The sequence below is a fragment of the Rhizobium sp. Root482 genome (genome assembly GCF_001426565.1).
Classification (GTDB): Bacteria; Pseudomonadota; Alphaproteobacteria; order Rhizobiales; family Rhizobiaceae; genus Pararhizobium.
Genome location: NZ_LMFA01000001.1, coordinates 280759 through 300442 on the forward strand (window position 1 = coordinate 280759; position 19684 = coordinate 300442).

The window sequence follows — 19684 nt, forward strand, 5'->3', positions numbered from 1 at the left end:
ACCAAAGGTCCGCCGGGGGCGGGCTCGTGCGATATCGCCGCCCCCGGCACCGCAAATGCATGGCAAGGACGATCACAGCGCCTCGTAGCTGAATCGGTCGAAATCGGCCGCCTGCCCCCTGCCCGATGTGTCGAAGGCGAAAACGCCGGCAAAGGCACCGGTGAAGGAGCCATGTTCGCCACGCCCGCCCTCGTCGGAAACGACGCCGGCGTCAAGCGCCGGTCCAAGCGCCTGCCAGTCGTTTGCGCCCTGCGGCCGCCAGGAAAACTGCAGGTCGTTGTCGCGAATTTCCATCGCCAGATGCACCGGTCCATCGGGCACGGCCACGCCGCTTCCGGCCGGAAAGCTCATGCGACTATGCGGGAAATCCCCGGCGCAGGAAAACACCGTCACCACGCGGCCAAGCGTTTCGTGCAGCGTCACGGCAAGAGCATGGAATTTATGCCGGTTGTAGTAATGCGTCAGGCCGGCGGCCTGCTGGTAGGTGTCGGGATCGAAATCGACGACAGTCTCGGCGCGGAACCGGTGGTGTTCCTGGCGCCGCGCCACCAGCGCCTGCTCGAACCAGCTGCCGATGCTTTCGCGGCCAAAGAGACGCAGGAAACCGGGTCTGTCGGTCAAGGAGAAGATGCGCTGCGGCAGCGGCGTGCGCAGCCACTGGAATTCCGCAGGCAAGTGCGTGCCGTCAAAACCGGTTTCGACCCGGGCGGGCCTCTCGACGATAACAGCATCGGCAGGAGCTGGAACCTCGATTGCCGGCACGACGCCGCCCTGCTCGAGATAGAGCCAACCATCGTCCCTCCACACGCATTTCTGCAATGCGGTCTCGCGGCCGAGCGTGCAGCGCCGTCCGGGCCCGAGCGGCCGGCCGGTCAGGTGGGTATGATAGGCCAACCCGTCCGACGTCTCGATATATTGCCCATGCCCTGCCCGCTGCAGAGGTGAATCGGGATGGTCCTTGGCGGTGATCAGATGCGTCTGCGGGTGCATCTCATACGGTCCCTCGATCGCCCGCGAACGGGCCATCGTCACCGCATGGTCGTAACCGGTCCCGCCTTCCGCCGTGGTCAGGTAATACCAACTGTTTCGCTGGAAGAGATGCGGACCTTCCACCAAGCCCAGGCTGCTGCCGGCAAAGATGTTGCGGACCGGACCGACAAGCGTCCCGGAAGCCGGGTCCCATTGCTGCAGCAGGATGCCGTCGAAAGCCGGCGATTTCGGCGCGCCGCCGAAACTTTCGGTGCGGTGGTTCCACTGCATGTTGAGAAACCATTTGCGGCCGTCCTCGTCGTGGAACAGCGAGGGATCGAAGCCCGAGGAATTGACATAGACGGGATCGGACCATTCGCCGTCGATCGTCGGCGATGTGACGATATAGTTATGGGCATCCTTGAAATTGCCGTCGAAACGCTTGACGTCGGTATAGACCAGCCAGAACAGCCCGTCGGCATGGGAGAGGCAGGGTGCCCAGACGCCGCAGCTGTCCGGATTGCCGCGCATGTCGAGCTGGCTTGCCCGCTCGAGCGGGCGGCGCACGAGCGTCCAGTTGACGAGATCGCGCGAGTGGTGGATCTGCACGCCCGGATACCATTCGAAGGTGGAGGTCGCGATATAGTAATCGTCGCCGACGCGGCAGATGGAAGGATCCGGATTGAAGCCGGGCAGGATCGGATTGCGGATCGTCGCGGGCATGTCTTCTCTCTTCCTCGATATTCGGTGCCGCATCCAGCCCGAAACGCCATGCCGTTTCAAGTGCCGGCGGCGGCCGATGGCTCGCAAAAACGACCGACAACCACCTTCTTCGAATCGCCTTTGCATGGAATAGCCGTGGCCTCCAGGCTGCAGGATGCTGGACCGGAAGGGTTCTGCCCAAACATTAGGCACCACACATAAAGGCGCATGCGACTTTGGTATGACGCTACGGCACAATGCGGGAAAATCCCTGGCCAGGGTTGAATCGGGGCTTGAAATCGGCACTGTGACTGTGCTTGGCAAAAAAGCGAAAAACAGCCTTGCGGGGAGGAACAGATGAATTCTTTACTCGGCTTCAGCCGACTCATAGACACGATCACGGAAAACATAGGCAAGGCCGTCGCCTGGCTCATTCTCGTCGCCGTTCTCGTCAGCGCCGGCAACGCGGTCATCCGCAAGATATTCAATATGTCATCCAACGCCTGGCTCGAGGCCCAATGGTATCTGTTCGGCGGTGCCTTCATGCTGGCGGCCGCCTATACGCTGCAGCAGAACGAGCATATCCGCATCGACGTCGTCTATGGCGCCTTCTCGCGCCGGGTTCAGCATTGGATCGACCTGTTCGGCCATTGCTTCTTCCTGATGCCCTTCGTGCTCCTGATGGTCTATTATTTCGTGCCCTATGTGGAGATGTCCTATGTCTCGGGCGAAGGCTCCTCCAGCGCCGGCGGCCTGATCGTATGGCCCGCCAAGGCGATCCTGCTCGCAGGTTTCGTCCTGCTCGCATTCCAGGGTGTTTCGGAAATCATCAAGAAGATTGCCATCATCCGTGGCGATATGGAGGACCCCACCCCTTACGTACCCGCCCACGCGCCGCTCGACGATGACGCGTCGGTCAGGGAGGACCGCGGATGATCGAATTCATCGCCCAGAACATGGCACCGATCATGTTCCTGTCACTCTTCGTCTTCCTTCTGCTCGGTTACCCCGTTGCCTTCGCGCTGGCTGCCAATGGCTTGCTGTTTTTCGTGATCGGCGTCGAACTTGCCCCCTATTCGGAATCGATCAATCTGTCCTGGCCGCTCCTGAACGCACTGCCGGATCGCTTCTGGGGTGTGATGGCGAATGAAACGCTGCTTGCGATCCCGTTCTTTACCTTCATGGGCATCGTGCTCGAACGATCCGGAATGGCCGAAGATCTGCTCGATACGATCGGCCAGCTGTTCGGGCCTGTCCGTGGCGGTCTCGCCTATGCGGTGATCTTCGTCGGCGCGCTTCTGGCGGCCACCACCGGCGTCGTTGCCGCCTCGGTCATCGCCATGGGCCTGATCTCGCTGCCGATCATGCTGCGCTACGGCTATGACCGGCGGGTGGCCTCGGGCGTCATCGCCGCCTCCGGCACGCTGGCACAGATCATTCCGCCATCGCTGGTGCTCATCGTCCTTGCCGACCAGCTGGGCCGTTCGGTCGGCGACATGTATGCCGGCGCCCTGATCCCGGGTCTCGTTCTTACCGGCCTTTATATGAGCTATATCCTGCTGATGACCTTCATCCGCAGGGATTCGATGCCGGCACTGCCGATTGAGGCCCGTACCCTCGGCTCCGGCGTCACCTCGCTGATCATCGCGCTCGCCGTGGCCGCCGGTATTGCCTATACGGCGCACGTCCTGCTCTTCCCGACCCAGGGCGAGAATGCCGATATTCTCGGTGCCACTGTCGGCATCGCCTTCATCTACATCGTCGCACTCGCAGACCGTGGCCTGAACATTAACCGGATGTCGCGGCTCGCCCAGCAGGTCATCATCGTTCTGATCCCGCCATTGGCGCTGATCTTCCTGGTGCTCGGGACCATCTTCCTCGGCGTCGCCACGCCGACGGAAGGCGGCGCCATGGGCGCGGTCGGCGCCCTCGTCATGGCAGCGGCAAAGGGACGGTTGACCTTCGACGTCATCAAGCAGGCGCTGGCCTCGACCACCCGCCTCTCGTCCTTCGTGCTGTTCATCCTGATCGGCGCGCGGGTCTTTTCGCTCACCTTCTATGGCGTCAACGGCCATATCTGGGTGGAACACCTGCTGGTCTCCATGCCGGGCGGCGAAGTCGGCTTCCTGATCGTCGTCAACCTGCTCGTCTTCTTCCTGGCCTTCTTCCTCGATTTCTTCGAGCTCGCCTTCATCATCGTGCCGCTGCTCGCGCCGGCGGCCAGCGCGCTCGGCATCGACCTGATCTGGTTCGGCGTCCTGCTCGGCATCAACATGCAAACCAGCTTCATGCACCCACCCTTCGGTTTCGCGCTGTTCTATCTGCGATCCGTGGCCGCCCGCGTCCCCTATCTCGACCGGGTAACGGGCAAGGTGACGGCGCCGGTAACGACAGGCCAAATCTATTGGGGCGCCGTGCCCTTTGTCGGCATCCAGATCCTCATGGTGGCGCTGACGATCATGTTCCCGCAAATGGTCACGCACTACAAGGACGAGGCCGTGGTCGTCGATCCCTCGACCATCCAGCTGCAGGTTCCAGGCTTCAACGACAGCGGGTTTGGCCTGCCGGGCCTGCAGCTTCCAGGCACTCCGCTCACCGATGGTGCCCCGCCTGCAGAGGGAACGGAGGGTGGCAAGGAAAGCCAGCCCGCCATCGACCTCAGCGCACCACCGTCATTCAACTGATACGAAGCACGGCCGGACTTTCCGGCCGTGTTTTTTTCCACGACACATGCCAGAATCGACAAGCCCCGGAGCGTCGCCGCCCCGGGGCTTGTCTGTTTCCGATCTCCGCAGCTCTGGCTAAAGCTTGCCGTTGCGCTGCTGGACCATCATGAACGTGTCGTAATTATATTCCGCCACCTGCATGTTCAGGTAATAATCCTTGCGGAATGCCTTGATCGAATCCCAGATCTTCTTGAAGGGAGCATTGGTCGCTTCGATTTCAGCGTAGGTCTCGTTCGCGGCATCGAAGGACGCCGACAGGATTTCCTGGCTGAACGGCCGCAATTGCGCCCCGGCGGCAACCAGCCGTTTCAGAGCGGCGGTATTCAGGAAATCATAGGCGCTGAGCATGTTCGAATCCGCCGCCTGGGCAGCAACCCGAAGCACCGACTGATACTGCTTGGGGAGTTCCTCGAATTTTTCCTTGTTGAAGAGCGAATGGACCGTCGGTCCGCCTTCCCACCAACCGGGATAATAATAGTAGGGAGCGACCTTGACGAAGCCCAGCTTCTCGTCGTCGAACGGACCGACGAATTCGGCGGCATCGATCGTGCCCTTTTCGAGCGCCGGATAGATATCGCCGCCGGCGATCTGCTGCGGCACGACGCCCAGCCTTTCCAGAACCTTCCCGGCAAAGCCGCCAACGCGGAATTTCAGCCCCTTCAGGTCTTCGACCGTGTTGATTTCCTTACGGAACCAGCCACCCATCTGGACGCCGGTATTGCCGCTCGGAAAGCCGACAATGCCCTGCGTGGCGAGAAACTCGTTGAACAGGTCCACACCGCCGCCATGATAGTGCCAGGCGTTGATGCCGCGGGCATTGAGCGAGAACGGGACAGCCGATCCAAGCGCCCAGGTGGGGTCCTTGCCCCAAAAATAGTAACAAACCGTATGGCCTGCCTCGACGGTCCCTTGCGTTACCGCGTCGGCGACCTGAAGCGCGGGCACGATCTCGCCGGCGGCAAAGACCTGGATGTTGAAATTCCCGTCGGTAACCTCGGAAACATATTTCGCCAGCGAGGTCGCGCCGCCGAAAATCGTGTCGGAGAGGCTTTTCGGAAACGACGAAGCCAGTCTCCAGTTGACCTTCGGATTGCTCTGGGCAATCGCAGGCGCTGCGAGCGTCGTTGCCGCAACGGCACCGACGCCGCCGAGACCTGCACGCGTGATAAATGAACGGCGATCCATGTTCTCTCCTCTGTTTCGCGGACAGCCCGACATGCCGGTGCTGATCCTCCCCGCGGGGTGCAGGCCGCGCCGATCGCTCCGACCGGACCAAGGCGTGCGCCATATTGAACGTCTGTCTTTAGCCATGCGTTTTCAGGGAAAACCATGGCTTCGCAGGCAGATTACACGCTGAGCCCCCCATGTCCAGCCATGGCCGCGGGACCATTCTTTCAACTTTTGTCTAACAACAATTTTCCATATTTGCAGCGGTTTCACGGGGCGCTTTTCAAGACCATGAAACACCAGCTGCGCCAAAACGATGAAGGCACCGGATCTGACGATCCGGTGCCTTCATTTGCTGCCGAAATCCAGATCCGTTCAGACGCGTTCGGCCGAGGATGCCCACAAATTGATATCGGCTTCCTTGGCATAGACATCGATCTCGGCCAGTTCTTGCGCCGTGAACTGGTCGTTGTTCAAGGCTGCGACGCAATCGACGATCTGCGAGGCGCGGCTGGCGCCGATCAGTGCCGAGGTCACGCGGCCGCCGCGTAAGACCCAGGCGATCGCCATCTGCGCCAGCGTCTGGCCCCGCCTCTCGGCGATCTCGTTGAGCTTCCTGATATTGTCGATGATCGACGGGCGGATGAATTCCTTCTTGAGGAAATGGTTCTGTGCCGCCCGGCTGCCTTCGGGAATGCCGCCGAGATATTTCGTCGTCAACATTCCCTGTGCCAGCGGCGAAAAGACGATCGAACCGATGCCGAGTTCCTCCAGCGTATCGACGAGACCGTCCTCCTCCACCCAGCGATTGAGCATGGAATAGCTCGGCTGGTGGATGATGCAGGGCGTGCCGAGTTCCTTCAGGATGGCTGCCGCCTCGCGGGTGCGCTGCGAATTATAGGAGGAAATGCCGACATAGAGCGCCCTGCCCGACCGGACGATATGGTCGAGCGCGCCGCAGGTTTCCTCGAGCGGCGTATCGGGATCGAAGCGATGGGAATAGAAGATATCGACATAATCGAGGCCCATGCGCGCAAGGCTCTGGTCGCAGGAGGCGATCAGATATTTGCGGCTGCCCCATTCGCCGTAGGGGCCGGGCCACATGTCGTAGCCGGCCTTGGAGGAGATGATCAACTCGTCGCGATGGGCGGCAAAATCGCTGCGCAGGATTTCACCGAAAGCGGTTTCGGCGGACCCCGCGGGCGGGCCGTAATTATTGGCGAGGTCGAAATGGCTAATGCCGAGATCGAAGGCCGTGCGGCACATGTCGAGCTTGCGCTCGTGCGGCGTGTCCTGGCCGAAATTGTGCCAGAGCCCGAGCGAGATCGCCGGCAATTTCAGGCCGGTCCTGCCGCAGCGGTTATATTTCATCGTTTCGTAGCGATTGTCCGCCGGTTGCCATGTCATGGCTGGCCCTTTCCTCAAAACCAAAATCCCCGAAGCGGAGCCTCCGGGGATGCGTTGCCGCTTTTATCCCGATCCCGGACAAGGCGCAAACGCGCCCGTCCGATCTCCACCGCCAAGATCAAGGGCGCCCTAGCGCAGCAGAGCCCTCGCCTCCTCGATGCCAAGCGCCGCTGGCTGGGTGCAGGTCGTCGTCAGCTCGATGAAGCAGCCTTCCGCACCGGATTTCAGGATCGAGACCATGACATCGACGCCGTGCAGGGCGCGCTCCAGCGAGCAGCGGGCGTCGCGGCCTTCGAGAATGGCGGTCGCCATGTCGGCAAGGCCGGCGGTGCGATAGTTCGCCATCATGCCCTGCGGATGTTCCTGATTGGCGATCGAGAAGGGATGATCCCAGGTTTCGAGCGGCTGGATATCCTTGTCCCGGCCGCTGGCCGATACCGTGCCACCGAAGAAATTCGGATCCGGCACGAACAGCGAGCCCTCGGTGCCATAAAGCTCCATATTCGCGTGGCGGTGCGACCAGACATCCCAGCTGGCCGACAGCGTGACCGTCGCGCCATTCTGGAATTCGAGCAGCGCATGGATATTGGTCGGGGTCTTCACCGGAATGACCTCGCCCTTGCGCGGCTCGCTGGTGATGGTGCGCGTGTGGTTGGCCATCGAGGTCAAGGCCGCCACCCGCTTGACTGGGCCAATCAGGTTGACGAGATTGGCGATGTAATAGGGACCGAGATCGAGGATGGGGCCGCCGCCGGGCAGGAAGAAGAAATCCGGGTTCGGGTGCCACATCTCCATGCCAGGGCTCATCACATGGCAGGTGCCGGAGGTGACGCGACCGATCCTGCCCTGGTCGATATAGTCGCGCGCCAGTTGGTGGGCGCCGCCGAGAAACGTATCCGGCGCGCATCCCACCTTCAGCTCGTTGGCGGTGGCGAGCCCACGAAGCTGCTCGCCCTCTTCCAGCGAGAGCACCAGCGGTTTTTCCGAATAGACATGCTTGCCGGCCTCGAGGATCATTTTCGAAACCGCGAAATGGGCATCCGGAATCGTCAGATTGACGACGATATCTATCTGCGGATTGGCGAGCAGGGCCTCGATGGTCTGTGCCTCGACGCCATATTCGGACGCCCGCATCTCAGCGGCGGCCGGGTTGATGTCGGCGCATGCCAGCACCTTGATGCCCTTGAAGAGCGGCGAAAGCGTGAAATAGGTCGTGGAGATATTGCCGCATCCGATGATGCCGACGCCGAGTTCGCGTGTCATGGTCCGTCTTTCTATCGGTAATGTTCAGTAGGACTTGATCGAGGCGATGGAGCGCTCGGCAGTCGTCTTGAAATCCTTGGGATTGTCGTGTTCGACGATGAAATATTTCACGGGCGTCGAGGCGAGCGCCGCAAAAAGCCGCGGCCATTCCACGGTTCCGTGACCGACATCCGCCCAGCCATCCTCATCTGCGCCCTCGCCCGCCGACGCGATGTCCTTGACGTGGACGGCGGTGATGCGGCTGCCGTATTTCTCGATCCAGGCAAAAGGATCGGCGTTGCCTCGGATGACCCAGGCGATATCCGCTTCCCAGCTCAGGCTCGGCCCGCCGGCAAAGATATGGTCCTGCGGAAAACTGCCATCGGCCAGTTCGACGAATTCGAAATCGTGATTGTGCCAGCCGAAATCGAGACCGGCGTCGCGAAACGGCTTGCCGGCCTGTTCCAGTCGCTTGCCGAACTCATGCCAACCGTTGGGACCGCCCGGGCGCTGCTCAGCGGCAATATAGGGGCAGTAGATGGCCTTGATACCGAGCGTATTGGCGATCTGAAGCGCACGCGCCGGATCGGCTTCCAGCATGTCGAGGCCGAAATGCGCCGTCGGCATCGTCAACCCGTTTCTGTCGAGGTCCTGCTTGAGGGCACTGATCGCCGCATCGTCGAGGGAGGCATAGAGCGCACCATAGCCCTCGACTTGGCCGTAGCCGGCGGCAGCCACGGTTTTCAGGACATCGGCGAGCGGCGGGAAATTGCGGGCGCTGTAAAGCTGGAAACTGACGGTCTGCATGGAAAATCCTCCGAGGTGAATCTATCTGAGCCAGGTGTCGTAGTCCGAGACCAAGAGGTGGCTCGGGCGGGTATCTTCCTGGATGGTGGAAAAGCGGCCGACGGGCTCGCGGAAATAATTGTCGGTCAGGTCGTCGTTGACGGTGGATACCTCGCCCATCAGCACATCGGCGCCCTCGGCCCAGAAGGCATACCAGTTTCCCGGCAGAAGGGTGACGCTTTCACCGGGCGAAAGTTTGAGGAAGGCACCGGCCTTCAAGGTCCTGAGCCGGGCGTCGCTCGCGACATGGACATCGCTTTCCCCATCGACCGCGCCATCGGGCAGAGAATTGTACATCTGCAGCACGAGCGTGCCGCCGCCGCGATTGATGATATCCTCGGTCTTGACCGCATGCCGGTGCAGCGGATTGACCTGGTCCCTGGCGGTGATCATCAGCTTTTCGGCATAGAGCATGCCGCGCCCTTCGCTCAGTGCCGCGACATTGCCGTTGCGCAGGGTGAAGAGCACGAGACCGAGTTCGTCGAAGCGGCCCTTGCCGTAGTCGGTGATATCCCAGCCGAGCCGGGCATCGCGGATGGCGGGCGCATCGGAAGCCGTCCGCGCCTGCAATTCCTCCGGCGACCAATAGGCGAAAGGCGGCAGGACGAAGCCGTGCCGGCGCATGAAGGCCTCGCTTCGCTCGATAATGGCATTGACGTCGCTGCGCAGCATCAGATTTTCCCTATCCGTTGCCCTGACAGGATTGCAGATCATAGGCCGTGAAGACCGGAGAGGCCCCCAAAGCCAGCGGCAGCTTGGGCGTAAATTCCACGGTGCGGCTTTCGCCCGCCGTCAAATCGATGACATTGTCCGAATAGCGGCCTTCGACATCCGCCTCGATGACGGCATGCAGGGCCAGTCCCGTTGCCGAAATCGTCACTTCGAAGACACCGTCCCCCCTGAGCGCTGCCGAAAGGGAAAGGCCGGAGGGATTGAGGTCGAGCGCCTTGTAGGTGCCCGCGACATGATGCCCCTCGCCGCGCATGCCGTTCGATGCCTCGAAGGACCAGAAAAGAACTTCACCCTTGCCGATATCGGATGCGGCGATCGTCATCAGCGTGGCGGCGCGATCTGGGCTGCAGGTTCCGGCAGCGGCCGTCAGCGGCTGCCGTTCGCCTGTGAGCGTGACGAGGAAGGTCTGCAGCTCAACGGTGACCGGTTCGGCCGTGTCATTGACCATCGAGAAGGCGATCTCGCCATCATCGGTAGACGGAATGGCGGCCACGGCGACCGGCTGGAAGAATCGGCGCGCCATGTAGTGCAAGGCCTTCCAGTTACCGCCATAGTCGAGGCTCGCCCAGGAGGCGACCGGCCAGGTATCGTTGAGCTGCCAGTAGAGCGTGCCCATGCAATGAGGTTTCAGCGAGCGCCAGTAATCGACGGCGGTCCTGATGGCCAACCCCTGCTGGATCTGGCTCAGATAGACGAAGCTCGAAAAATCCTTCGGGAAGCGGAAATAGCGGAACATGGTGGCCGCGATACGCTCATTGCCGCCGGCATTCTTCTGATGGGCCTCCATCACCGGCGAGGCGATATTCAAATCCTTCTGCCCGGCGAATTGCCTGATGATCGGCATCGATGTGTAGGACTGGAAGCCGAATTCCGAGCAGAAGCGCGGGCGCACGCTGCGGTAATTGTCGAAGCTCTTGTTCTCGTGCCAGACGGACCAGTAGTGCATATCGCCGGCCCCGTCGGCATGCCAGGCGTCGCCGAAATCGAGCGGTCCCACGGAGGGGCTCGACGGCCACCAGATCGCCTCGGGTGCTGCTGCCCTGATACCGGTCTCGATCGTCCGGTTGAGACGGTCATAGGAGACGAGATAGCGGTCGCGGTCCTTGCGGCTCTCGTCGAACCAGGTGAGAGCGCCCACCAACTCGTTGTCACCGCACCAGAGCACGATCGAGGGATGCGAGGAGAGACGCCTGACCTGATAATCGACCTCCTCCGTGACATTTTCCAGAAAGTCCGGCGTCGAGGGATAGAGATTGCAGGCGAACATGAAATCCTGCCAGACCATCAGGCCCAGCCGGTCGCAAAGATCGTAGAACCAGTCGGGCTCATAGAAGCCGCCGCCCCAGATGCGGATCATGTTCATATTGGCATCTACGGCCGAGCGCAGCAGATCCTCGACGCTCTCGCGGCTCACCCGTGACATCAAGGCATCGGCCGGTATCCAGTTGGCACCGCGGCAGAAAATTTCGCGGCCATTGACGCGGAATGCAAAGCGGCTGCCGGCCTCGTCCGGATCGGTCAGAAGTTCGACGGTGCGAAAACCGATCTGGCGAGTGACGCTCTCGCCGGCTACGGTGACGACAAGCTTGGAAAGCGCCTGATCGCCGCTGCCCGCCGGCCACCAAAGCTTGGGATTTTCGACCCTGAAGACATGGGTAGTGCGGGTCTCGCCGGGATTGACGGCGCAATCGAGGCGATCACTCTGCCCATCGAGCGAGAGGTCGAGACTGGCAACGCCGGGCTCTTCGGCAAAGAGCGTCACGGTGACCTGAAGACCGATGGCGCCGCCGGCGAGCGGCACTTGGCGCGTGGTCACATGCTCTATGCGGGCGGCGGCAAGCCTCTTCAGCGAAATGGTGCCGTAAATGCCGAGCGGCGCGATGGCGATGTTCCAGTCCCAGCCGAAATGGCATTGCGGCTTGCGCAGCATATTGCCGTTGGCAATCGGCGAATTGCCGGTCGAATAGGGAATGTAGAAGGGCTGCTTAGCCTGCGTTTCCGCCGCCGCTGTGACCGACGAGCGCAGGATGATGCGAAGCCTGTTTTCGCCCGCCTTCAGGAACCGGCCGACATCCGGCCGGTAGCGCCGGAAACAATTGTCGGCTTCGAGTACCAGATGCTTATTGACATAGACTTCGGCGACCGTATCGAGGCTTTCGATATCGAGATACCAGCTGCCGGACAGATCGGCGCCGTCGATATGGACCGTCCGCGCGAGCTGCCAATCCCTGTGTGCCACCCATTGCACGTCGTCTTCGTTGCGGCCGGCATAGGGATCGGCGATCACGCCAGCCGCCTGCAGCGCGCTATGGACGTCGCCGGGAACGGCGATCGTCAGTTCATGGCTCTGGTCGGTCGTGGCAAGTTGCCAGGTGCCCGAGAGGTCGATGGCGGTGGCGATATTCATGCGAGATACCAATTTGCTTCGATGTGCGGGGCTTTTACCCCCCTGTCCCTCCGGGACATCTCCCCCACGGACTAACTGGGCGACTAAACCCTATTCTCCGTCACCGCGTCGAAGACCGAGGCCATCGACATGTCGAAGCCGAGCTTGAGGGCGGTGCCGGGCGCATAGCGACGTGCGCCGGCGATGCGGACCGACATGGTCTGGCCGGCAAGCTTCAGCCAGAGCAGATTATCGGCACCCATCGGCTCCTCGATATCGACGACCGCGTCATGCTCCTCGGAACCGGGAACGCTCTCGTCGACCTTCACATGCTCCGGGCGGACGCCGAGCACGACCTTTCGGCCGGTTTCCAGCGGCCCGCGCGCCGGATAGCTCTCCATGCCGAAATCGACGCCATTGACGGCGATCACCTTGCGGCCGCCCCGGTCAGCGATCTCGCCGCGGAAGAAATTCATCGACGGCGAACCGATGAAGCCGGCAACGAAGAGATTTTCCGGAAAATTGTAGATCGTCATCGGATCGGCAAGCTGCTGGATGACGCCGCTCTTCATCACCGCGATCCGGTCGGCCAGCGTCAGGGCTTCGATCTGGTCATGGGTGACGTAGATCATGGTGTTCTTCAGTGACTGGTGCAGCCGCTTGATTTCGACTCGCAGTTCCGAGCGCAGCTTGGCGTCGAGATTGGACAGCGGCTCGTCGAACAGGAAGACATCGACGTCGCGCACCAAGGCCCGGCCGATCGCCACGCGCTGGCGCTGGCCGCCGGAAAGCTCGGACGGCTTGCGCTTGAGGAGCGGCTGGATCTGCAGGATTTCGGCCGCCCGCGCCACCCGCTTGTCGATCTCGCTCTGCGGCAGCTTGGCGACCTTGAGGCCAAAGGACAGGTTTCCCTCCACCGTCATCTGCGGATAGAGCGCGTAGGACTGGAACACCATCCCGATGCCCCGGTCCTTGGGCTCTTCCCAGGTGACATTCTTCTCCTTGATGAAGATCTGGCCGTCCGAGACGTCGAGAAGTCCGGCGATGCAATTGAGAAGCGTCGACTTTCCGCAACCGGAAGACCCGAGCAGGACGAGGAACTCACCGTCCCTGACATCGAGATTGAGGGTCTTGAGAACGGTGACCGCACCGAAGTTCAACGACAGGTCCCTGACCGATACGCTGTTGCTGGTCATGGCTTATCCTTTCACTGCGCCGGCGGCGATGCCCCGGACGAAAAGCCGTCCGGAGACGAAATAGACGATCAGCGGCACGGCGCCGGTAAGAATGGTCGCGGCCATGTTGATATTGTATTCCTTCACGCCCTGGACCGAATTGACGATATTGTTGAGCTGCACGGTCATCGGATAATATTCCGGCCGCGTGAACACGACGCCGAGCAGGAAGTCGTTCCAGATGCCGGTGACCTGCAGGATCATCGCGACGACGAAGATCGGCAGCGACATGGGCAGCATGATCCTGAAATAGATCGTCCAGAATCCGGCGCCGTCGATGCGGGCAGCCTTGAACAATTCCTCCGGCAGTGCGCTGAAATAGTTGCGGAACAACAGCGTCAGGATCGGCATGCCGAAGATCGTATGGACAAGGATCAGGCCGGTAAGCGAACCGTAGAGGCCCATTTCACGCAGCACGATGACGATCGGATAAATCATCACCTGATAGGGAATGAAGGCGCCGACGATGAGGATGGTGAAGAACAGGTCCGCGCCCTTGAACCGCCAGTTGGCCAGCGCATAGCCGTTGACCGAGGCGATCGCGATCGAGACGATGGTGGAGGGAATGGTGATGCGGACGGAATTCCAGAAGCCGCGCGACAGGCCTTCGCAATTGAGCCCCGTGCAGGCGCTCGCCCAGGCTTTTGCCCAGGGCTCGAAGGTGATCTCCATCGGCGGCGAGAAGATATTGCCGAGCCGGATTTCCGGCATGCCTTTCAGAGACGTGACCACCATGACGTAAAGTGGCAGAAGATAATAGGCCGCGGCGAAAATAAGGACGCCGTAGACCATGATGTTGCGGGAAGAAAAGAGCGGGCGGGGCTTTTTCCCGCGCGGGCCGGCGGCGGATTTTGCCGAGGTCGAGGTGATAGTCGAATGGTCGATCGATGCGGTGTCAGCCACGCTTGCGCCCTCCGAATTCGAGATAGGCCCAAGGCACGATGATGATGGCGACCGTGATCAGCATCATGGTCGAGGCGGCAAAGCCCTGGCCGAGATTCTGCGCCTGGAACATATAGTCATAGACATATTTGGCTGGCACTTCCGACGCGATGCCCGGGCCACCGCTCGTCTGGGCGACGACGAGGTCATAGACCCGCACGATGCCGCTGGCGACGATGACGAGCGTGGTGATGAACACCGCCCGCATCATCGGGATGATGATGAAGATATAGGTCTTCCACATCGGGATGCCATCGACGCGCGCCGCCTTCCAGATATCCTCGTCGATCCCGCGCAGGCCGGCCAGCATCAGGCACATGACGAGCCCGGTCCCCTGCCACAGCGCGGCGATCAGGATGCCGTAGATGACGATCTCCTGGTTGTAGAGTGGGTCGAAGGCAAAGCTGGTCCAGCCCAGCGAACGCACCACGGACTGCACGCCGAATTCCGGATTGAGGATCCATTGCCAGACGAGGCCCGTAACGATGAAGGACAGCGCGAAGGGATAAAGGAAGATCGTACGGAACGTGTTTTCGAACCGGATTTTCTGATCCATGAATGCCGCCAACACGAAACCGATCGTCAGACTGAAAATGAGCGAAAACACGCCGTAGATCGCCAGATTCTCGATCGAGACCAGCCAGCGAGGTGCCGACCACAGACGTTCATATTGATCCAGGCCAACGAATTTCATTCGCGGCAGGAGTTTTGAATTGGTGAAGGAATAGACGACCGTCCAGAGCGTGCCGCCGAGAAAGATGACCACGGCGGTCAGCATCATCGGAATGGAGGCAATCTTGGAATTGAGATTGCGCAGCAACTGGTTCGGCCGGCCGGCTTTCGCATGGCCCGTCATTCGGTCATTCCTCCCTGAATTGCGATCGTTGTCGCCGGCAAGGCCGCGCGTCCACCGCAATCCCGGCGCGGCCGGATATCCAGCTACGAACGACATTGCGATGTGATGAAACGCCTAGGCCCGGCGATGGACCGGCTCCGCAAAGCGGAACCGGTTTTCGTCGAGAACCTGGTCAGTCGGCAGACCCGATGATGTCGGCAAAGCGCTTCTGCGCATCTTCCGGCGTCATGGAGGCATTGGCGAAGAACTCGGAGAAGAGGTCCTCCTTCTGCTTCTGGCTGTCGGCCGAAAGCAGCTGGTCCGTTCCCTGGATCACATTGCCCTTTGCCAGGATATCGAGACCCTTCTTCATGCAATCGTTGGCGGCCGCGAGATCCACATCGCCGCGCACTGGCAGCGAGCCCTTCTTCAGGTTGAAGGCAACCTGGGTTGCCGGGCTGAGCAAGGTCGAGGCGAGCACTTCCTGGGCCTTCGACTTTTCCTCGTCCTCCAGGACAGGGAAATAGAAGGCATCGCCGCCGGTGGAAATCACTTCATTGACGCCGAGCCCCGGAAGGCAGGTGTAATCCTTGCCCGCCGTCTGGCCGGCCAGCTGGAATTCGCCCTGCGCCCAATCGCCCATGATCTGGCCGCCGGCCTTGCCGGTGATGACGAGATTGGTGGCCTGGTTCCAATCCTGGACATTGCTGCCCTTGGCCATCTTGCGGGCATCGTCCGCGGCCTTGAAGACCTTGGCGATTTCGGGACCGGCGGCCACTTCCGCATCCTTGTCGCCGAATACCTTGTTGAAGACGTCCTTGCCGGCGATCGCCACCATCAGCACGTCGAAGGCACCTGCGGACTGCCATGGCTGGCCGCCGACAGCGAGCGGGATGATGCCTGCCTTTTCGAGCGCCGGAGCCGCCGCGACAAATTCGTCCCAGTTCTTCGGCACGTCGACGCCAGCCTTCTCGAAGGCCGCATTCGACAACCATAGCCATTGCCAGGAATGAATATTGACCGGCGCGCAATAGATCTTGCCGTCGATCGTGCAACTGTCGAGCAAGCTCGAAGGCTTGATGATGTCCTTCCAGTTTTCCCTGGTGGCGACATCTGTGAGGTCACGCATCAGGCCAGCCTCAACCAGCTCCTCGGCTTGGCGGCCATGGTTGAACTGGGTGGCACCCATCGGATCGCCGCCGGTGATGCGGCTGACCATGATCGGCCGCGCGGTTCCACCCGCACCGGCGATGGCGCCGTCGATCCACTTGTTTCCGGTGGCATTGAATGCTTTGGCAAGCTCGGCGACGGCCGCGGCCTCACCGCCGGACGTCCACCAATGGGTCACTTCCAGTTCGGCAGCCTTTGCCATTCCGAGCGGAAGCACGACACCTGCTGCCAGGACGGCAGCCAACAAACGCGATTTCATGAGTTCTCCTCCCTCACTGTAACGTTACCGTAAAAACTTAATTCAATCGATTTGGAGACGCAACAGCCGGCGGGTGGAATTTTTCGGTAAAATGAAAAACGCCATCACGAGACCAGCGTATTTCATCAGCATGCGAACACAGCACGGAATTAACATACTGATATATAAGTATTATTTTATCACCCTTTATACTTTCGTCGAAATCAGAAATCCTGTCCGCGGGGCGCATTGCGCATCTCCGAGCTGTGGAACAGTAAAAAATGTGAGCCATCACACGCGGATATCACTCGGAAAAACCACCTGTATCGTTACAGGTTTTCATTGCCAGCATTGGCAACCTGCGGATATCAATGTCGGCGAAATCATATATAAGCGCAAAAAAGGCCAGGGATGGCCACTCCAGGCCATTACAGCCCTTGCGGCGCCAGCGCCTGAACCTGGGAAAGCGATGAACGGCGACATGGACCAGAAGACCAAGCGCAGACAGACGGCGGCGGCATCCTCGCCGAACGAGCGTCCGACCCTGAAAACCATAGCCTTCATGACCGGGCTCGGCATCACCACCGTTTCACGGGCATTGAAGGATGCGCCCGATATCGGCGCCGAGACCAAGGAGCGGGTCCGGCTGGTGGCCAGGCAGGTAGGCTACCAGCCCAACCGGGCGGGGGTCCGCCTGCGCACCGGCAAGACCAATGTCATCAGCCTCGTCCTGTCGCTGGAGGAAGAGGTGATGGGCCTGACGAGCCCGATCGTGGTCGGAATTTCCGAGGTCCTGGCGGAAACCCCCTACCATCTCGTCATCACCCCCTATAGCTCGTCCAAGGACGCGCTTGCCCCGGTGCGCTACGTCCTCGACACCGGGGCCGCCGACGGCGTGATCATTTCGCGCACGGAGCCCAAGGACCCGCGCGTCGCGCTGATGATGGAGCGGGGCTTCCCCTTTGCCACCCACGGAAGGACGGATATGGGGCTGGCTCATCCCTATCACGACTTCGACAATGAAGGCTTTGCCTATGAGGCGGTCCGGCGCCTGGCCGAACTCGGGCGCCGGCGCATCGTGCTCTTGCAGCCGCCGCAGCACCTGACGTTCCACCGGCATATGCGCAAGGGCTTCGACAAGGGCATCCGCGATTTCGGCGTCGAGGCCGTGCCCTTCGGTGCCGTCGATATCGACAACAGCCTCGTGGAAATCCGCGCTGCCGTCGAAGCGCTGATGCGCTCACCGGAGGCGCCCGACGGTATCGTTTCGGGTTCGGGTGCAGGCTCGATCGCGGTGATCGCCGGGCTGGAAGCCGCCGGAAAGAAATTGCATCAGGACGTCGATATGGTCTCGAAAGTACCGAGCGACTTTCTCACTTGGCTGCGGCCGGAGGTCATCACCATGCGGGAAGATATCCGCCGCGCCGGCCAGGAGCTTGCAAGGGCCGTCATCGCCCGCATAGCCGGCACGCCGGCGGAAGAGCTGCAGAGCCTGAGCCAGCCACTTTAGACTCACCCTGATATGAGAACGCCGCGCGAAGCGATTCGCGCGGCGTTGCTGTTCATCGAATCAATGATGATCAGGCGTTGAGCCCGCTGCCCCAGGGGCCGTGATGCGCATCGGCACCGTCGATCCGGTCGAATCCATGGGCACCGAAGAAGTCTCGCTGCGCCTGGATGACGTTGGCGGTGCCGCGGGCGCGGCGGTAGCTGTCGAAATAGCCAAGCGCAGAGGCGAGTGCCGGCACCGGCAGTCCGCCAAGGGCCGCCGCCGAGACCACCCGGCGCAAGGCGCCGTCGCTTTCCTTGACCATGGCCGAAAATGCCGGCGTGACGATCAGGTTGGCGATGTTCGGATCCTTGGTGAAGGCGGTGGTGATCTCGTCGAGGAACTGCGAGCGAATGATGCAGCCGGCACGCCAGATCTTGGCGATGGTCGGCATCGGAAGGTTCCAATTGAATTCGCGCGAGGCCTGCGCCATGACGGCAAAGCCCTGCGCATAGGCACCGATCTTGGCCGCCAGCAGCGCGCTTTCGAGATCCTTCAGGAAAGAGGCCCTGTCGATCACCTTGAACTCGCCGACATTCGGCAGGCCCAGCACCTGTTCGGCCGCCTCGCGCTCGCTCTTCACCGAAGAGATGCTGCGCGCCGCAACGGCCGCCTCGATTGCCGTGGCCGGCACGCCCATGTTCTGCGCTTCGATCACCGACCATTTGCCGGTGCCCTTCTGGCCGGCCTTGTCGAGGATGAGATCGACGATCGGCCGTCCGGTAATCGGGTCGGCGGCCTTCAGGACCGTCTCGGTGATCTCGATCAGATAGGAATTGAGGCGCCCCTTGTTCCACTCCCCGAAGACTTCGCCGATCTCCGTGGCGCCCATCTTCAGGCCGTCGCGCAGGATGCCGTAGATTTCGGCGATCATCTGCATGTCGGCATATTCGATGCCGTTGTGGATCGTCTTGACGAAATGGCCGGCGCCGTTTTCACCAAGCCAGGCAACGCAGGGAACGCCATTATATTTGGCAGCGATCGAGGTCAGTACCGGCTCGACCCGCTTCCACGAGGCTTCCTTGCCGCCGACCATGATCGACGGACCATGGCGCGCGCCCTCCTCGCCGCCCGACACCCCCATGCCGATGAAGGTCAGGCCGCTATCCTTGAGCGCATCGAAGCGGCGCATCGTATCGCGGAAATTGGCATTGCCGGCATCGATCATGATGTCGTTGGCTTCAAGATGGGGCTTGAGCAGTTCCATCTGCTGGTCGACGGGATCGCCGGCCTTGATCATGATGATGATCGGCCGCGGCGGACGAATGGCGGCAACGAAATCCTCGATCGTTTCGCAGGGAACGATCTGGCCCTGCAAGGCCCCCGCCTCCGCATAGAATTTGCGCGTCGCTTCAGGCGTGCGGTTGAAAACTGCGATCCGATTGCCTTTTTCGGCAATGTTCAGCGCCAGATTCGATCCCATGACCCCAAGTCCGATAAGGCCGATTTCCGCCTGTGCCATCTTATGTCTCCATTGACCGTGAAGCGGCGAAGGTCCTCATGGGCCATCGCAACGCCTCATCCTATTGACGCCGCCG

Annotated in this window: 15 protein-coding genes; 3 read left to right on the forward strand and 12 right to left on the reverse strand. The window is 61.1% G+C overall.

The window, feature by feature from the left end:
* Positions 1 to 72: 72 nt before the first annotated feature.
* On the reverse strand, positions 73 to 1692 hold the full coding sequence (locus tag ASD31_RS01190) for a glycoside hydrolase family 43 protein (protein WP_056328296.1): 1620 nt from the start codon (positions 1690 to 1692) through the stop codon (positions 73 to 75).
* A 336-nt stretch (positions 1693 to 2028) separates the two neighbouring features.
* Between ASD31_RS01190 and ASD31_RS01195 the strand changes: the two genes are divergently transcribed.
* On the forward strand, positions 2029 to 2607 hold the full coding sequence (locus ASD31_RS01195) for a TRAP transporter small permease subunit (protein ID WP_056328297.1): 579 nt from the start codon (positions 2029 to 2031) through the stop codon (positions 2605 to 2607).
* Positions 2604 to 4355 carry a TRAP transporter large permease gene (locus tag ASD31_RS01200; RefSeq protein ID WP_056328299.1) on the forward strand — a complete coding sequence of 584 codons (1752 nt, stop codon included), beginning with the start codon at positions 2604 to 2606 and terminating at the stop codon, positions 4353 to 4355. Before ASD31_RS01195 ends, ASD31_RS01200 begins: the two co-directional genes overlap by 4 nt.
* Positions 4356 to 4472: 117 nt before the next feature.
* Here the strand turns inward: ASD31_RS01200 and ASD31_RS01205 are convergent, their stop codons facing one another.
* The 10 genes from ASD31_RS01205 to ASD31_RS01250 all read right to left on the reverse strand — a co-directional run bounded on the left by ASD31_RS01205 (position 4473) and on the right by ASD31_RS01250 (position 16618).
* Positions 4473 to 5582: a TRAP transporter substrate-binding protein gene (locus ASD31_RS01205; RefSeq protein ID WP_056328301.1), complete on the reverse strand. Its 1110-nt coding sequence runs from the start codon at positions 5580 to 5582 to the stop codon at positions 4473 to 4475.
* A 357-nt stretch (positions 5583 to 5939) separates the two neighbouring features.
* Positions 5940 to 6971 (reverse strand): L-glyceraldehyde 3-phosphate reductase, encoded by a 1032-nt coding sequence (gene mgrA, locus ASD31_RS01210; RefSeq protein ID WP_056328303.1) that lies wholly within the window; start codon positions 6969 to 6971, stop codon positions 5940 to 5942.
* 129 nt (positions 6972 to 7100) lie between these two features.
* The gene (locus ASD31_RS01215; protein WP_056328304.1) at positions 7101 to 8234 is read right to left on the reverse strand and encodes a Gfo/Idh/MocA family protein; all 1134 of its coding nucleotides are present in this window, start codon (positions 8232 to 8234) and stop codon (positions 7101 to 7103) included.
* A 24-nt stretch (positions 8235 to 8258) separates the two neighbouring features.
* Positions 8259 to 9020: a sugar phosphate isomerase/epimerase family protein gene (locus ASD31_RS01220; protein ID WP_056328306.1), complete on the reverse strand. Its 762-nt coding sequence runs from the start codon at positions 9018 to 9020 to the stop codon at positions 8259 to 8261.
* A 21-nt stretch (positions 9021 to 9041) separates the two neighbouring features.
* A complete protein-coding gene (locus tag ASD31_RS01225) occupies positions 9042 to 9731 on the reverse strand; it encodes a D-lyxose/D-mannose family sugar isomerase (RefSeq protein WP_056328308.1) in 690 nt (229 codons plus the stop codon).
* Between the two features lie 10 nt (positions 9732 to 9741).
* Complete coding sequence (locus tag ASD31_RS01230) at positions 9742 to 12198, reverse strand: beta-mannosidase (protein ID WP_056328310.1); 2457 nt, start codon at positions 12196 to 12198, stop codon at positions 9742 to 9744.
* Positions 12199 to 12281: 83 nt separating this feature from the next.
* Complete coding sequence (locus tag ASD31_RS01235) at positions 12282 to 13373, reverse strand: ABC transporter ATP-binding protein (protein WP_056328313.1); 1092 nt, start codon at positions 13371 to 13373, stop codon at positions 12282 to 12284.
* Between the two features lie 3 nt (positions 13374 to 13376).
* Positions 13377 to 14204 carry a carbohydrate ABC transporter permease gene (locus ASD31_RS01240; protein ID WP_156392481.1) on the reverse strand — a complete coding sequence of 276 codons (828 nt, stop codon included), beginning with the start codon at positions 14202 to 14204 and terminating at the stop codon, positions 13377 to 13379.
* 103 nt (positions 14205 to 14307) lie between these two features.
* Positions 14308 to 15210: a carbohydrate ABC transporter permease gene (locus ASD31_RS01245; protein ID WP_056328316.1), complete on the reverse strand. Its 903-nt coding sequence runs from the start codon at positions 15208 to 15210 to the stop codon at positions 14308 to 14310.
* A 172-nt stretch (positions 15211 to 15382) separates the two neighbouring features.
* Positions 15383 to 16618, reverse strand: coding sequence for an ABC transporter substrate-binding protein (locus ASD31_RS01250; RefSeq protein ID WP_056328318.1), 1236 nt, complete (start codon positions 16616 to 16618; stop codon positions 15383 to 15385).
* Between the two features lie 460 nt (positions 16619 to 17078).
* Here ASD31_RS01250 and ASD31_RS01255 point away from each other — a divergent pair, with 460 nt between their 5' ends.
* The gene (locus ASD31_RS01255; RefSeq protein WP_056329260.1) at positions 17079 to 18107 is read left to right on the forward strand and encodes a LacI family transcriptional regulator; all 1029 of its coding nucleotides are present in this window, start codon (positions 17079 to 17081) and stop codon (positions 18105 to 18107) included.
* Between the two features lie 70 nt (positions 18108 to 18177).
* On the opposite strand, the gene gndA is transcribed toward ASD31_RS01255, so the two are convergent.
* The gene (gene gndA / locus ASD31_RS01260) at positions 18178 to 19608 is read right to left on the reverse strand and encodes an NADP-dependent phosphogluconate dehydrogenase (protein WP_056328320.1); all 1431 of its coding nucleotides are present in this window, start codon (positions 19606 to 19608) and stop codon (positions 18178 to 18180) included.
* Positions 19609 to 19684 lie beyond the last annotated feature (76 nt).